The organism is Candidatus Merdisoma sp. JLR.KK006, assembly GCF_036941035.1.
In the GTDB taxonomy this organism is placed as follows: Bacteria; Bacillota; Clostridia; order Lachnospirales; family Lachnospiraceae; genus Laedolimicola.
In genome coordinates this window covers 22,700-38,620 of record NZ_JAYMNS010000025.1, presented here as the reverse complement: position 1 = coordinate 38,620, position 15,921 = coordinate 22,700, and the positions used below count along the sequence as shown (strand labels likewise).

The following is a 15,921-nucleotide window of genomic DNA, read 5'->3' as shown; positions in this document are numbered from 1 at the left end:
GAATTTGGTTATAATAAAGAACGTTGAAATGAGAACCTGTAGTTCTATTTTACGTAGAGTAAGATGCTCTACGAAAAAAGCACCATTTAAGACGGATTTTTATGCAAAGCAATCTGTTTTGGGTAGAAAGGAGTCCTTGGTATCTGGTACGTACTCTATTGTCCTAATCAAAAAGAGGAAGAACTTCTTCAGGCGTGCAGACGTCATTTGACAAAAGAAGCACTGGAGGATGCCTTTGTGCTCACTTATGATCGCATGCGGCGATATGGTGGTACATGGCATACGGAGCGCCAGCTTTTGTTTCCTCATTACTTGTTTTTGGAAAGCAGGAACGAAAAGCAGCTGATGGAGGAATTAAAGGGATATTCTAATGTGATTTCTGTATTCGAAAATGATGGGAAACTGGTCAAAGTAGAACCAGAAGAAGAGAAACTTCTTCGAACCTTCTGCGGTGAATGTCATCATTCACGCATGTCACGCGGCTATATCAGAGACGGACAAACCATAGTGACCGAGGGACCTTTACAGGGAAGAGAAAACCTGATCCGAAAGATTGACCGGCATAAGCGAATTGCCCGGGTGGGGATGCCGTCTATGGGACGCTTTCGGGAGATACAGGTTGGGTTGGAGATTGTTTCGAAGAGTTAAAAGCTTTGGCATTAAGCAACAATTAGGATTACGGAGGAGGACTCTTGCAGCATGGGCACCTGGGTCTCTAAAGTATGACATATTTAATGTCTGGAATGTTCTTATTCATGCACATGAAACATTTTAGGGGACTTTCAGACAGGCTGCTGCGGCAATGGAGAGTTGTTCCATAAGGCGTGGATGGCGAAGCATGCCTTAGGCTGTTTTCAGATGCAGCATGTATGGGAGGAAGAGCTTTGTATTATGTAATTCAAGTGGCTCCGGGAATGGAAGAAAAAACAGAGGTATTGATTCAGAAAAGGGTAAAAAGCGGATTATATGAACGATGCTTTCATCCTATACGTCATGTAAAAAAGAAATTTCATGGGGAATGGAAGGAGCAATATGAAAAATTGCTTCCAGGGTATGTATTTATCATAAGTGACTTTATTCAAGAGCTGTATTTAGAATTGCGGAAAGTGCCATTGCTTACAAAGCTGTTAGGAAAGGACGGGGAGCAATTCGCAGCTCTTTGCGAAGAGGAAATAAACTGGTTAGAGCGGCTTATGGGAAGTAAAACAGGGGAAAGCAATGAGGTGGGATTGTCACAGGTAGTAGCAGAACAGGATGCCGTAATGATCTTATCAGGACCTTTGAAAAATATGGAAGGATACATTAAGAAAATCAATCTTCATAAACGTATTGCAGAGGTGGAAGTAAATTTTATGAATCGAAAAACAACACTCTATCTTGGAATAGAGATTGTTGGAAAAAAGGAATAGAAGCAAAAAGAGTCAACATAAAAATTGTAAAGGAATTAGCCGTGGTTATCTGCGGCTTATTTTAATGTTTGGAGATTTGCAAATCATGGCTAAAAACAGTCGAAAGAAAATAATTACAGGAATAGCAGCTCTTATGGGGGCTTTTGTTTTTCTTAATTATATAGGGAGAAAGAAAAGAAATATAAAGAATATAGACGATGGCAATGAGTATTTAAAAGATAACCGCTCTAAATTGCAAAATAATGGAGGATGGTATGAATCGAGATTCAAACCATTGATTGATAAAGTCCTATCATTTGCAGGCCTTGTGCTTCTGTCACCGATATTGGGGGTTATAAGCCTTGCGGTTTTTCTTGATGATCCGGGGCCTATTCTTTTTACACAGAAGCGGGTAGGAAAAGATAATCATTTTTTCTTACTTCATAAGTTTCGCAGTATGAAGATGGAGACGCCCCATGATGTGCCAACGCATCTGCTTTCCGATCCGGAACAATATATTACAAGAGTAGGCAGGATATTGCGGAAAACTTCTCTGGATGAACTTCCGCAGATATGGGATATCTTTGTGGGAAATATGAGCATTATAGGCCCAAGGCCGGCTCTTTGGAATCAGGAGGATCTGGTGGCTGAGAGAGAAAAATATGGGGCTAATGGTGTAAAGCCCGGGTTGACTGGGTGGGCGCAGATTAATGGAAGAGATGAGTTGGAGATAGAAGAAAAGGCGAGATTGGATGGGGAATATGTTATACGTCTGCGCAAAGGCGGGTGGAAAGCCTTTTTTCAAGATATAAAGTGTTTTTTTTGTACTGTGGGGTCAGTTCTTCGGAAGGATGGAGTTGTCGAAGGTGGCACAGGAATGCTGAACATAGATGTCCATACGGTGGAGGCAGTAACGCCTTCAGAGGCTGGTTTTGAGGATTACGGATGCTATAAGCACTTCTGTGTAAATAAAACTGCAAAAAAGAAGGTTCTGATTACAGGGGCAGGTTCTTATATTGGAGAGAGTGTTGCATCCTACATCGCTATTCATTATCCTAATATAACCATAGAAACTGTGGACATGATTAACAGTTTGTGGAGAGAGAAGGACTTTTCAGGGTATGATGCAGTCTTTCATGTTGCTGGAATAGCTCATGCTGATGTAGGAAGAGTGCGTCCTGAGGAACGGAAAAAGTACTATGAGGTAAATACAGATCTTGCCATTGAGGTGTGTAAGAAGTCAAAAATAGAAGGGGTAAAGCAGTTCATCTTTATGAGCAGCATGATTATCTACGGCGATTCTGCTCCGGTTGGGCAAATCAGGATAATAGATAAATACACGATACCTTCCCCTGCAAATTTCTACGGAGATTCAAAATGGCAGGCTGATAAAGGAGTTAGAAAACTTGCAAGTGAGAGTTTCAAGGTTGCTGTCCTTAGGCCTCCAATGATATATGGACGGGGAAGTAAAGGGAATTATCAAATATTAGAAAAAATTTCCCGAATACTGCCTTTTTTTCCAAAAGTTGAGAATTGTCGTTCCATGCTCTATATTGAAAATTTCTGTGAGTTTGTTGCAAAACTGATTCTAACTGGAGAGGGTGGTATCTATTTCCCACAGAACAGGGAGTACAGCAATACAAGTGAAATTGTAAAGTTGATTAGCAACGCAACTGAAAAAAGGATTTATAATATAAGGATTCTATCTCCCGTAGTGAAGATTGCAGGGAGACTTCACGGAAAAATAGGAGGTCTTGTTAATAAGGCATTTGGAAATAGCGTATATAGTCAAAGTCTAAGCAGATATGAAGGCCTTCATTATCAGAAGACTTCTTTAGAAGAAAGTATTAAAAAAATCGAAAATCCTTCTAAGGCAGAAAATTTGAACAACTATAAACCACATATTCTTGTAATCTCCCAATATTTTCATCCTGAGACATTCCGCATTAATGATATGGCAGCTGAGTGGGTAAAAAGAGGGTATAAGGTTACAGTATTGACGGGAATACCCAATTATCCAATGGGAAAATTTTTTGAGGGGTACGATTATAAACATAAAAGACATGAACAATGGAACGGAATGGAAATCATACGAATTCCTCTTATTCCAAGAGGAAATACCAGCATTGGCATGGTTGCAAATTACTTTTCGTTTGTAGCAAGTGGGTGGTGGTGGAATATTAAAAATGATGTAAAAGCTGATTTCGTATTCACTTTTGAAGTATCACCCATGACACAAGCTCTCATTGGATGCTGGTATGCAAAAAAACATCATATACCACATTTCCTCTATGTACAGGATTTATGGCCAGAGAATGTAGAGACAGTAACAGGGATTCACAATCCGGCTGTAATTAAGCCTATAAACTTTATGGTAAATTACATTTATAGCCATACGGAGCAAATTTTTACAACAAGTCCAACCTTTGTGAAAGAAATTGTTAAGAGAGGTGTAAATAAGTCAAAGGTCCATTATTGGTCACAGTATGCGGAGGAGTTTTATAAACCGCTGGACAGGCAGGCGGTTAGAACGGCAACCTATACGGATTTTATTCCGGAAGACGATAAGTTTAAAATTGCCTTTACTGGTAATATTGGCACAGCGCAGGGGTTGGATATATTGCCTAAAATTGCAGAAAAATTAGACGATGTTCTCTTTGTTATTATAGGAGACGGCCGTTATCAGGAACAACTTGTGAGAGACATTAGAGACAGAGACGTGGAAGATAAATTTGTTATAATTCCACGACAACCGGCTGAAATGATCCCATTATTTCTTGCTGGTTGCGATGCGGCCTTTCTTTCTTTTAGCAATACAAAACTTTGGGAGATGACGATACCAGCAAAACTGCAGAGCTATATGGCATGTGGAATGCCCATCATAGCTGCTGCAAAAGGTGAAACTGAAAGAGTGATTCGTGAAGCAAAGTGTGGTGTGTGCTGTAGAATTGGCGATGTTGAAGGAATGGTAAGAGCTATAGAATCTATGAGAAGTTCAGGTTTGGAAAAGTTTAGCCAAAACAGCAGGGTATATGCAAAAAAGCATTATGATAAAACAGAGCTTATGGATGAGATGGATAAATATTTCAATTTCCAAGTAGAAAGTGAAAAATATAAGAAAAAATTGGAGGCTTAAAAGGTGCCAAAAAGGATAATGCCAAGAGGCGTAAAGGATAATCACAGAAAATACCAGATATGTACAAACTGTGTTATGGACACGTCAGATTCAAGGATTACATTTAATGAGAAGGGTACTTGCGATTTCTGTAGTGATTATTTTGACAACATCCTTCCAAATTGGAAACAAGGAATTGTGGGAAAAGATGAGCTAAAACGTATCTCATATCAAATCAGAAAAGCAGGTAAAGGAAAGAAGTACGACTGCATTATAGGAATGAGCGGAGGAGTAGATAGTTCTTATCTCTGTTATATCGCAAAAAATATCATGCATCTTCGACCGCTGATCTATTGCGTAGATACGGGATGGAACCTTAATGTAGCGGTAGAAAATATTGAGCGGATTGTAAAAGCTCTCGATCTTGACATGTACACCGAAGTTGTTGATTGGAGGGAAATGCGTGATCTGCAGATTGCGTTTTTCAAGGCACAGGTTCCTTATCAGGATTTGCCTCAGGATCATGCCATTTTTGCAGGACTCTATAATTATGCGATGAAGAATGGGATAAAGTATGTGCTTACCGGAGCGAACAATGCTACAGAATGTATTCGTCCACCCATTGAGTGGGTTTATCAAAATGATTTAACCTTTATTAAGGATATTCACAGGAAGTTTGGTACAGTTCCATTAAAAACTTTTCCCATGTGCAGTATACTTAAGTACCGTGGTTACTATACATGTCTTAGGGGGATGAAACGCGTAGCGCCTTTGAATTTTGTAAAATATGATAAGGAGAAGGTAAAAAGGTTCTTACAAAAGGAATTTGGTTGGCAGGCTTATGAGAATAAGCATTATGAAAATGTATTTACTCGCTGGTATGAAGGGTATTATCTTCCCTACAAGTTTGGCTATGATAAGCGCCGTGTATATTTTTCTAATGAGATTTTAGTAGGTACTCTCACACGAGAAGAGGCGCTAAAAGAGTTGGAACAAGATCCATATCCTCCTAAAATGCAGCAAGAGGATAAGGAATATATTGCAAAGAAGTTAGGTATTAGTACTACAGAATTTGAACGAATGATTGACGGGCCGAACAAAACCTTTGAAGATTATAAAAATTCCTGGGGTATGATACAGATTGGTACAATGATACTGCGTAAGCTTGGGATAGAAAAGAAGAAATTCAGATGATGATTGGAGTAATCGATTATGGAGTCTGCAATGTAGGCTCCATTGTTAATATGCTTAAAAAGATAGGTGCAGAGACAAAAGTAATCAATGTACCAAATGAATTGAATAGAGCAACACACTTAATTCTGCCCGGAGTTGGAAGCTTTGATCAGGGGATGAATAGTCTGGAAGAAAGAAACTTGGCTGAAGTGATTAAGGATATTGCTAAGAAGGGTATTCCAATTCTGGGAATATGCCTTGGCATGCAGCTGTTAGGAATATCCAGTGAAGAAGGAGAAAAAGAGGGACTTGCTCTCATGCCAGTAACATATAAGCGTTTTCATAATCCAATAGACTGTGATACAGGGAAGAAACTGAAGGTTCCTCATATGGGTTGGAATATGGCAGAAGTAGTAAACGAAAGCCCTTTATCACAGGGAATACGGTTTCCTCAAAGGTATTATTTTGTTCATTCGTATTATGCTGTTTGTGAAAAGCGTTACAGTATTCTCTCCTGTGTATACGGACATAAGTTTACAGCAGCAGTTAGAAATGAAAATATCTATGGCGTACAGTTTCATCCAGAGAAAAGTCACAATTTTGGTCTTCGGATTCTTAAGAACTTTGTAGAGAGGTGTAATTGATGTATCATAGACCAAGGATTATACCCACCTTACTTCTTGAGGATGGAATGCTGGTAAAGACAAAGAAGTTTAAAGCGCCTCGCTATCTTGGTGATATCATGAATGCGGTGAAGATTTTTAATAATAAAGGTGTAGACGAGCTGTGTATTCTTGACATCAGTGCGACGAGAAATGGAAAAGCTCCGGATACAGAGCTCCTTCACGATATTGCAACAGAAGCGTTTATGCCTCTAAGCTATGGCGGCGGCATCTGCAAGATAGAGCAGGCAAAAAAATTGTTTCGCTGTGGATTTGAAAAAGTGATATTTAATACTGCATTGCTTAAAAATCCTAAGCTGGTTAAAGAAGCAGTGTGTTATGCAGGTTCTCAGAGTGTTGTTGCTTCCATAGATGTAAAGAGCGAATTCTTTGGAAAACCAGTCTGTTATATTGAAGATGGCAGAGAACGGATAACACTTCATCCTGTGGCGTTGGCAAGACATGCGGAGAAACTGGGAGTTGGAGAGATTTTGCTCACCAGTATCAGCAATGAGGGGAGCATGAATGGTTATGACATCAAGCTTGTAAAAAGTGTAACAGATGCCGTGAATATTCCAGTTATTGCGAACGGAGGAGCGGGGCATGTAGAAGATTTAAGGGAAGTATTGGAAGAGGGCCATGCGGATGCTGCAGCCGCAGGGAGTATGTTTGTATTTTATGGACGAAATAGAGCAGTGCTTATCAATATGCCAAAGGAAGAAGAACTGATAGGGGCTGGAGTGTATGATATGCAATAGACGGTGTGGAGAATGGGAGATGCATTTAAAAACAGGAAAGATGAATTAAACAAATTCTTTATGGATTATTATATGATGTACCAGGAAAAATGGAGGTTAGGGGGGGTGCTTCATATTTTAACAAATAAAGATTTAAGGTATATGTTATATGGAAGATTTTCCTGTTCAAAGAAAAATATAATAAAATGGATTTGCAGAATAAAATTAAGAAAATATGTCTGCCGATATGGATTAGAAATTGGTTTTAAAAATATAGGCGGTGGCTTGCAGATTGCACATGGAAATGGAATAAATATTAATGAAAAGGCTGTAATTGGTGAATATTTAACAATATTTAAGGGGGCAACTGTTGGCAGCATTAGGAGCGGAAAAAGAGAGGGTACTCCGAAGATTGGATCGAGAGTAGTAATATGCTGTAATGCTACTGTAGTCGGAGGAATTACGATTGGTGATGATGTGCTGATTGCAGCAGGAGCATTTGTAGATTTTGATGTGCCAGACAATTCTGTTGTGATTGGTAATCCAGGTATGATTAGAAGTAAAGAGAATCCGTCAAAGGATTACCTGCCAGTTTTGGATTAAGATGGTTTTAGGAGACGAAAATGAGACTTTTGCTGGTGGATAATGTTCATTTGTATAAAGACGAAAGTGGGAACTACTTTGCACCAAGTATATATAATTATGAATTTATAAAAAGATATCTAAACGTATTTGAAGAAGTGAGCCTGATTGCGAAGGTAAAAGATATAAAAAGTTCGGAAGCTGGTGCATATAGTAAAGTAAACGGAAGAGGAGTTACAGTAATTGAGTTACCTTTTTATCAAGGACTTAAGGAAATGCTGTCTGTCCTAAACAAGCTGATCCGCATATATAGGGCATCATGCAGAAATTGTGATTGTGCCATACTAAGATTGGCACAGATTGAAGGATTTTTCACATTCATATTTGGTAACTTAAAAAATATTCCATATGCGGTGGAGATGGTTAATGATCCGAATACATTTGTTGATATGCCTTGTTATATGAGGATTTTTTCGGTGTTCATGTCAAAATTAATTATCAGGAGAGCATCTGGGGTATCCTATGTAACAGAAAAATATTTGCAAAGAATTTATAAACCATCAAAAGGAGCATTTACAACATATTATTCATCTGTTGAGCTTAATGAAAGTGACATAGAAAAAGAGCCGGTTGTGTATTCCCCAGATAGTACATTTCGTATTGTTCATGTCAGTAATGCAATTAATTCAGATATTAAAGGGCATTATACACTTATCAAAGCTTTTGGACTGATAATAGAAGAGGGTGTGGATGCAGAACTTGTTATTATTGGTGATGGCAACAAAGCCGTGGAATATAAGAGATATGTAGAAAGAACTGGTCTTCAGGACAAAGTAAAATTTTTGGGTAAGCTGCAACGTGATGAATTAATGAGTACATTAAAAACATGCAATTTAATGGTTTTGCCTACAAAAATGGAAGGGCTGCCAAGAACTATTATTGAAGCGATGTCTGTAGGATTACCCTGTCTGTCTTCGCCGACTGCCGGAGTTCCGGAACTGATAGATGAGGAATACTTATTTGGAACAGATGATGCCAGAGGTTTTGCAGATAAAATAGAGTATTTGGTAAAAAAAACAGATGAATTGATGAAAATGAGTATGGATAATTTGAAGGTTTCAAGTAAATATACGAAAAGTCATCTTCAGAAAAAAAGAAAATGGTTTTATACAAAATTAAGAGAAGCAGTTATTAGCAGATAAGAGATACATTCACATTAAAAGTGCAGTTTTTGGAGGACAGCATGAGAATTCTTCATATTCAATTAGCTGGGAATTACACAGAGGGTATGAGCTATCAGGAAAATTTATTGCCAGGTTATCATAAAAAAATGGGGCATGAAGTATATATGCTTACTGTGTGTTATGCCTGGGATAAAGGGAAACTCATCCATGTCATGCCGGTAAAAAAGGAAATGGATGACGGCGTAATATTAGAACGGATCGATTTCGTAAATATATTTAATGAGTTTATTACCAAAAGGATGCGATATGCGCGAAATGTATATGAGAAAATAGAAGAAATCCATCCGGATTTTATTATGTTACATGATATTCAAACCCTTTCTGCTATTGATTTATGTAAATATATGAAAAAGCATACTAGTGTAAAATTAATAGCGGATTGCCATGCGGATTTTTCTAACAGCGGAACTAACTGGTTGTCGAGAAATATTTTGCATGGGATTATATGGAGGTATATTGCCAGAAGATTAAACAAATATGTTAGTTCCTTCTACGGTGTATTACCTGCAAGAGTTGATTTCTTGAAAAAAATGTATCGTTTGCCTGCTGACAAATGTAAGCTTCTTCTGATGGGGGCCGATGACACAATGGTAGCAACAGCCAGAGATTCAAGACAAGCTGTCAGAAAGAATTATAATATTAGAGAAGAAGATTTTCTTATTGTAACAGGTGGAAAGATTGACAAAGCAAAAGCTCAGACAATCCTTTTAATGAAGTCCGTTTTAAAATTGAACATTAAGAACCTGAAATTATTAATATTTGGATCAGTTGCTGATGAGCTTATGCAATCATTTTCTGAATTACTTGTTCCAGATAAAATCATATATATAGGATGGATTGATTCGAAGGATTCATATGGAATATTTGCGGCGGCAGATTTAGCTGTATTTCCGGGAAGGCATTCTGTATTTTGGGAGCAGACAGCAGCGCAGGGGATCCCAATGGTAGTCAAGGACTGGGAGGGCACCCATCATGTTGACTTGGGAGGAAATGTCAGGTTTTTGAAGGAAGACAGTGAAGAAGAAATAACAGAAGCAATTTTTGATATTGTAAATAATAAGCATATATACAGTAGTATGAGCAAAGCTGCATGCTCTGAGGATAAAAACAAGTTTTTGTATAGTGCAATTGCATATGAAAGTTTAAATGGATAATTTTTATGAGAATGATTAATAATTTTTACTTTAAGCAAATACTTATTATTGCAGGATCTAATCCTGCTTTTTTTGTTTTAAGCTGGATGCCGATTTTAAGACTGTCAGACGGGAATACTTCAATACCATACAGAATTGGACTGATTGGAATTGCATTATGGGCTGTTTTATATGTGATTCGAAAATATCATAAGACAAGAACGCTTGTTTTTTTTGCAGTAATCATGTTAATCCCAATATTGATTTTGATTACAATTCTTCTCTATAGCAATCAATCAGGCAGCGGTGCAATACAGGCTATAATTGAATTCTTGATTTTTGCTGTCCCGGCCGGTCTGTATGGAACAATATTTGCTTTGGAAAAAAGAAACATGCGTTTACAATCCTGCATTATAGGTGTTGGGATTCTGTATACAATTTCTTCTTTGATTGTTATAGTTTCCAATGCACCATTTTTTGAAATTTATGGTTCAAATTATCAGCAGCTGGCGTATATATCAGCTACAGCCTTGATATATTTTGGCTATGTATATATGAATTATGACAGAGAGAGCAATTTTTTTATTTTACGTAATAAACGTGTATCAAAAACGATATGTATATTGGGAATGTTATTAAACTCTTTTTTTGTTATAAGAAGCAATGGAAGAGGGGGAGCAGTATTAGCGGGATTATTCATAATTTACTTTTTGGTTTACTCCAAGAACAAAAAAGAGAAGATATTGTTAATTTCAGCATTTTTAGTGGTTTTCGTGTTCAATTTTTCGAAAATTATTACCAGAATAGTAAATACAAGAATTTATCAGACGATACTTGTGTTTTTTACAAACCCTTCTCTTGCATTAGACGGGGAGGTCAGAGGAAGATTATATCGAGAAGGAATTTCAGCGTTTATTGAAAATCCGATATTGGGAAATGGAGTAGGAAGCGTCTGGTATAAGATAGGATTTTATTCTCATAATTTCTTTGTTGATTTACTTTGTGAGATGGGGTTAACAGGCTTGTTTATATTTATGCTGCTGGCATTTTGGATGAAACAAAAAATCAGATTAAACAATGACAAAGAAGCTGTTTTTGTTAATTTGATTTTATTAATCAGTTTGGTCGAGGGTCTGTTTTCAGGCTACTATTTACAGTGCCTTGGTCTGTGGTTTGCTATAGGATATTATATGAGCATAGGGAATGTAAACAATATGAAAAGAGAAGCACATATATGAAAATAAGAATTATATTTGGAAATTTTTTAACATCAGATGGCAAAGAGTATGTTATAGGAGGGATCGAAACTTATATAAAGAATCTATGTTATCTAACAATGAAACATCAAATGGAGGCAATTGTATATCAATTTGCTGATAAGGATTTTCACATAAAAAAGGATGGGATAGAAGTTAAGGGAAAATGGTGTGCAAAAAACAAAATTTCAAAGCTTGTAGAATTTGCGGAAGATGACGGTGATGTAAATGTTGATCTGCTTATATTTGCTACAGATTACGATATTGTAAATACTGCATACAAAAAAGTTATAGGAATACAACATGGGGTAAGCTGGGATATTGTGACATATGGTGTAGATAATAGAATAGGCAATTTTATTCATATTCTGAAAGATATTGTGCGGATTGCTGTTAAACTCAGAAGATATTCTCTGTGTAAAAATCTGGTATGTGTTGACTATAACTTCATCAATTGGTATCGGACAAAGGTGCAATATATATCAAATAGATTTTACGTTGTTCCTAATTTTACCCAGATTCCTGATTTCACAAAAAAGGATGCTGATTCTGATGTAGTTAAGATTATATTTGCAAGAAGACTTGTTGAATATAGGGGAACAAAATTGTTTGCAGATGCTTTAGAAAGAATTTTGGAAAAAAGGGAAAATATTGCTGTTACTATAGCAGGAGATGGGCCGGATAAAGCATGGCTGGAGGAAAAATTTAAGGGATGTACAAGTATTTCCTTTACAAATTATAATTCGGATGACAGCATTAAAATTCATAAACAGCATGATATTGCAATTGTTCCCACAATTGGATCAGAGGGAACATCATTATCACTGCTTGAAGCGATGGCATCAGGATGTGCCGTTATTGCAACCAATATAGGTGGCATGACAAATATTATATTGGATGGATTCAATGGATTGATGATTGATCCAGATGCAGATGAGCTTTATGAAGCAATGATAAAACTGCTCACGGAAACGGATTTGAGGAAGAAGCTTGCAGCAAATGCTTATATTACTGTAAAGGAAAGCTTTTCACATGAAAAATGGGAAGAAAATTGGTTAAAAGTGATAAGGAAGGTCACAGATGGAAAGAGATAATGTGGGACTTGCAGCGATTGTGGTTAGTTATAATGATGATTATAAAATAAAGGAATGGTATGACAACTACCAGTTTTATAAAGATGCAGTTGATTTACTTGTTATTGCAGATAATGGTTCAGAAAGCGCCTTTTTGGAAAAAGTAAAAAGCTATTTCCCAACAGCAATTCTTTTGGAATTAGGCATTAATTTGGGATCTACACATGCATATAATGAGGCAATCAAGTATGTGATAAAAAATAATTTGGCGGATACAATTATGCTAATCGGCAATGACATGAAGATTCGTTCGGAAGATGTTCTTCGAATGTATAGAGTATTACAGAAAGATACTTCAATTGCAATGATTGGGCCAGTGATTCTCAAAAAAGATTCTATGATCATAGATGGTGTCGGATACCATTTTAATAAGCATTATGCAATGCATGGATTTTGTGCCGGTGAACAATACAATGAGAATAATTTTATGGAGGAAATAATTGAAACCGAAGCTATGGCTGGAGGTATGAATATAGTTCCATGCAGTATCTACAGGAAACTGGGTATGCAGGATGAGAAGCTTTTTATGTATGCTGACGAGGTTGACACAAGTATCCGTATACACAAAAAAGGTTATAAGATTGCAGTGGATACACATGCATTGGCGTGGCATCAGCATATTAATAAACCAGGGCGCAGTGTACGTTCCCCTTATGTTCCGTTTTTGATAGACAGAAATAATACATACATAGCCAGAAAGCATTATGGGATAGGGCGTGGAATGTATATGCTGTCTTATACAATATTGTCTTCATTACGCATAGTAGTAATAAGTGGGTTTAAATCTGAACAGATTCAAAATGCTAAGATGAGAATAAAGGGAGCATTAAATGGGTTCAGAGGGAAAATGACATTGCCGCAAGGTTTGTGGATCTAATTAAACAAGAAGGAGACTATTTGATGATGAAAAAAATGATACCATTGGTGAAACCTTATATTGCACCGGCCAGCGAGATGATGCCTGAGATTGAGAGGATACTGTATAGTGGATATATAGCAGAGGGGGAAGAAGTTTATCAATTTGAGGAGCAGTTTGGAAGCTTTGTACAAAATCCTTTATTACTGTGTTTAAATTCAGGGACGGCAGCCTTGCATATTGCTTTGGAACTTATTGGTGTAGACAGAGGAGATGAAGTAATTAGTACGGCAATGACAGCTGAACCGACGAATACTACAATTGCATTAACGGGAGCAAAGGTTATATGGGGAGATGTAGATATAAATACAGGACTTTTGTCTCCAGAAAATGTCCGTAGCAAAATAACGGAAAAGACAAAAGCAATTATGCTAGTACATTATGCAGGAATGGTATGCGATTTAGATGCGTTTCATAAAATATCAGAGGAATTTCATATTCCAATCATTGAAGATGCAGCACATGCTTTGGGAGGTAAATATAGAGGGAAAATGATAGGAGCCTATTCTCCATATACATGCTTTTCTTTTCAAGCTATAAAGCATATGACAACTGTAGATGGGGGAGCATTATGCTTAAAGAGAGAAAATGAATTTAAAGAAGCAAAAAAACTCAGATGGTTTGGGCTGGACAAGTCTGTCAGCCGATTAAAGAATGATATAAAACGTCCTGGTTATAAATACGGAATGAATAATGTAACTGCTGCTATGGGGAAGGTTCAGCTAAAACATATGGAAACGATTATTGGAAAACATATAGAAAATGGCAAATACTATGATGAAAAGCTAAAGGGAATACCAGGAATTACACTAATCCCATATTATGAATATACAGAACCATCTTATTGGCTGTATACATTAAAAGTTGAACAGAGAACAGAGTTTATGAAAGCATTGGAGGATAAAGGAATTACAGCCTCTCCTTTACATCATAGAAGTGATACACACAGTGTATTTAAATCATCGCATTGCGAACTGCCTAATTTAGATAAATTTTATGAAGAATTTGTTCATATACCCTGCGGTTGGTGGGTAGGTGAAGAAGAGAGGGAAAGAATTGCAGATATTATAAAAAGAGGCTGGTAAAATCTTATTGCTGATTGGATTTGGAGTATATGGACAGTAAAAATATCAGAAAAAAGGTTATTGGCGGATTAGCCTGGACTTACGCAGAGCGAGTGGCAGCCCAGTTTGTTAGTCTCATTGTGACAATTATTTTAGCCCGGATGGTTTTGCCGGAAGAGTATGGAGTCATTTCAATTGTCACTATTTTTATTGGAATAGCAGACAATTTTGTTGTTGGAGGGCTTGGAAATGCTTTGATACAGAAAAAGGATGCAGATCAGCTTGATTTTTCATCTGTTTTTTATTTTAATATTGTATTTTCCTTGATTGTTTATATTATAATATTTATTTTAGCAAAGCCTATTTCATGGTTTTATGGAATGAAAGTCTTAGAGCCTGTATTGCAGGTTATGGCGTTGCGTATACCAGTGGCAGGGATAAATTCTGTACAACAGGCATTTGTATCAAAAAAAATGGAGTTTAAGAAATTCTTTTTTGCCACTCTGGGGGGGACAGTTTTTTCGGCTATTATAGGAATTTTATTGGCATATCAGGGATATGGTGTATGGGCGTTGGTTGCACAGTATTTAACAAATGCTTTGATGGACACAGTGATATTATGGATGACTGTTCGCTGGAGGCCGGAAAGAAAATTTTCAGCCAGACGAATGAAAGGACTGCTTTCATATGGTTGGAAAATACTTGTCACTTCTTTGATGATTACTTTATATGTAGACATTCAGGATTTAATAATTGGAAAGAAATTTTCTTCTGAGGATTTGGCGTACAGCAATAAAGGGAGGCAATTTCCGAGCCTGATTTCTACAAATGTAAATACTTCTATATCGAAGGTTTTATTTCCGGCAATAGCAGAAAGCCAGGATGATTTGGAAAAAGTGAAACAAATAACCAGAAGAGCTATTAGTGTTGGATCATATATACTGTCACCAATATTAATCGGATTTGCAGCAATAGCGGATACATTTGTAGAAGTTGTTCTTACCTCCAAATGGATGCCCTGCGTTCCTTATTTAAGGATTATGTGCCTGGTTTATTTATTGCAGCCGATTCAAACAGCCAGTTTACAGGCAATGAAGGCTTTGGGGAAGAGTGATTTATATTTAAAGCTTGAAATTATTAAGAAGGTATTTGGGACGATTATATTGTTAATTACTGTTTTTTCTTTTCACAGTGTTTTGGCAATTATTATAGGAAGTTTAGGGGCTGAGATTGTATCAACAGTAGTAAATATACCAGCTAATAAGAAAATTTTTGGATATCAGTATAGAGAACAGTTAGAAGACGTTGGGGCTTCTTTTTTTATGTCTTTTATTATGGGATGTATAGTAGCTGGTGTAGGGACGGTGAAGTTGAATACAGGTTTTATTTTCCTGCTTCAATTATTTATAGGAGCAGGGTTTTATATATTAATGTCTTATATAGGTAAAAATAAAAATTATTTTTATGTTTTGAAAATAGGGTCGGAATATTTAAAGAAAAAGTGAGAAAGAAGATAAA

14 protein-coding genes are annotated in these 15,921 nt (G+C 36.8%); all 14 read left to right on the top strand.

The features are described 5' to 3' along the window. Positions 1-141: 141 nt before the first annotated feature. The 14 genes from loaP (VSQ61_RS16770) (at position 142) to VSQ61_RS16705 (ending at position 15,908) form a co-directional block, all read left to right on the top strand. Positions 142-648 carry an antiterminator LoaP gene (gene loaP, locus VSQ61_RS16770; RefSeq protein ID WP_334345567.1) on the top strand — a complete coding sequence of 169 codons (507 nt, stop codon included), beginning with the start codon at positions 142-144 and terminating at the stop codon, positions 646-648. 236 nt (positions 649-884) lie between these two features. Further along, the gene (gene loaP / locus VSQ61_RS16765) at positions 885-1,409 is read left to right on the top strand and encodes an antiterminator LoaP (protein ID WP_334345540.1); all 525 of its coding nucleotides are present in this window, start codon (positions 885-887) and stop codon (positions 1,407-1,409) included. An 85-nt stretch (positions 1,410-1,494) separates the two neighbouring features. Beyond that, entirely contained in the window at positions 1,495-4,524 is a 3,030-nt protein-coding gene (locus VSQ61_RS16760; RefSeq protein WP_334345539.1) for a sugar transferase, read from the top strand. Between the two features lie 18 nt (positions 4,525-4,542). Next, positions 4,543-5,697, top strand: coding sequence for an N-acetyl sugar amidotransferase (locus VSQ61_RS16755; protein WP_334345566.1), 1,155 nt, complete (start codon positions 4,543-4,545; stop codon positions 5,695-5,697). Beyond that, positions 5,694-6,320, top strand: coding sequence for an imidazole glycerol phosphate synthase subunit HisH (hisH, locus tag VSQ61_RS16750; RefSeq protein WP_334345538.1), 627 nt, complete (start codon positions 5,694-5,696; stop codon positions 6,318-6,320). Before VSQ61_RS16755 ends, hisH begins: the two co-directional genes overlap by 4 nt. Next, positions 6,320-7,096 carry an AglZ/HisF2 family acetamidino modification protein gene (locus VSQ61_RS16745; protein WP_334345537.1) on the top strand — a complete coding sequence of 259 codons (777 nt, stop codon included), beginning with the start codon at positions 6,320-6,322 and terminating at the stop codon, positions 7,094-7,096. The genes hisH and VSQ61_RS16745 overlap by 1 nt, the downstream gene beginning before the upstream one ends. A gap of 12 nt (positions 7,097-7,108) precedes the next feature. Continuing rightward, positions 7,109-7,678: a serine acetyltransferase gene (locus VSQ61_RS16740; protein WP_334345536.1), complete on the top strand. Its 570-nt coding sequence runs from the start codon at positions 7,109-7,111 to the stop codon at positions 7,676-7,678. 20 nt (positions 7,679-7,698) lie between these two features. Continuing rightward, a complete protein-coding gene (locus tag VSQ61_RS16735; RefSeq protein WP_334345535.1) occupies positions 7,699-8,859 on the top strand; it encodes a glycosyltransferase in 1,161 nt (386 codons plus the stop codon). Between the two features lie 41 nt (positions 8,860-8,900). Then, the gene (locus VSQ61_RS16730) at positions 8,901-10,055 is read left to right on the top strand and encodes a glycosyltransferase family 4 protein (protein WP_334345534.1); all 1,155 of its coding nucleotides are present in this window, start codon (positions 8,901-8,903) and stop codon (positions 10,053-10,055) included. A gap of 5 nt (positions 10,056-10,060) precedes the next feature. Next, complete coding sequence (locus tag VSQ61_RS16725) at positions 10,061-11,272, top strand: O-antigen ligase family protein (RefSeq protein WP_334345533.1); 1,212 nt, start codon at positions 10,061-10,063, stop codon at positions 11,270-11,272. Further along, positions 11,269-12,384, top strand: coding sequence for a glycosyltransferase family 4 protein (locus tag VSQ61_RS16720; protein WP_334345532.1), 1,116 nt, complete (start codon positions 11,269-11,271; stop codon positions 12,382-12,384). Before VSQ61_RS16725 ends, VSQ61_RS16720 begins: the two co-directional genes overlap by 4 nt. Next, the gene (locus VSQ61_RS16715; RefSeq protein WP_334345531.1) at positions 12,371-13,300 is read left to right on the top strand and encodes a glycosyltransferase family 2 protein; all 930 of its coding nucleotides are present in this window, start codon (positions 12,371-12,373) and stop codon (positions 13,298-13,300) included. Before VSQ61_RS16720 ends, VSQ61_RS16715 begins: the two co-directional genes overlap by 14 nt. A 23-nt stretch (positions 13,301-13,323) precedes the next feature. After that, positions 13,324-14,424, top strand: a complete 1,101-nt coding sequence (locus tag VSQ61_RS16710) for a DegT/DnrJ/EryC1/StrS family aminotransferase (RefSeq protein WP_334345530.1) — start codon at positions 13,324-13,326, stop codon at positions 14,422-14,424. Positions 14,425-14,453: 29 nt separating this feature from the next. After that, positions 14,454-15,908 (top strand): lipopolysaccharide biosynthesis protein, encoded by a 1,455-nt coding sequence (locus VSQ61_RS16705; protein ID WP_334345529.1) that lies wholly within the window; start codon positions 14,454-14,456, stop codon positions 15,906-15,908. Positions 15,909-15,921 lie beyond the last annotated feature (13 nt).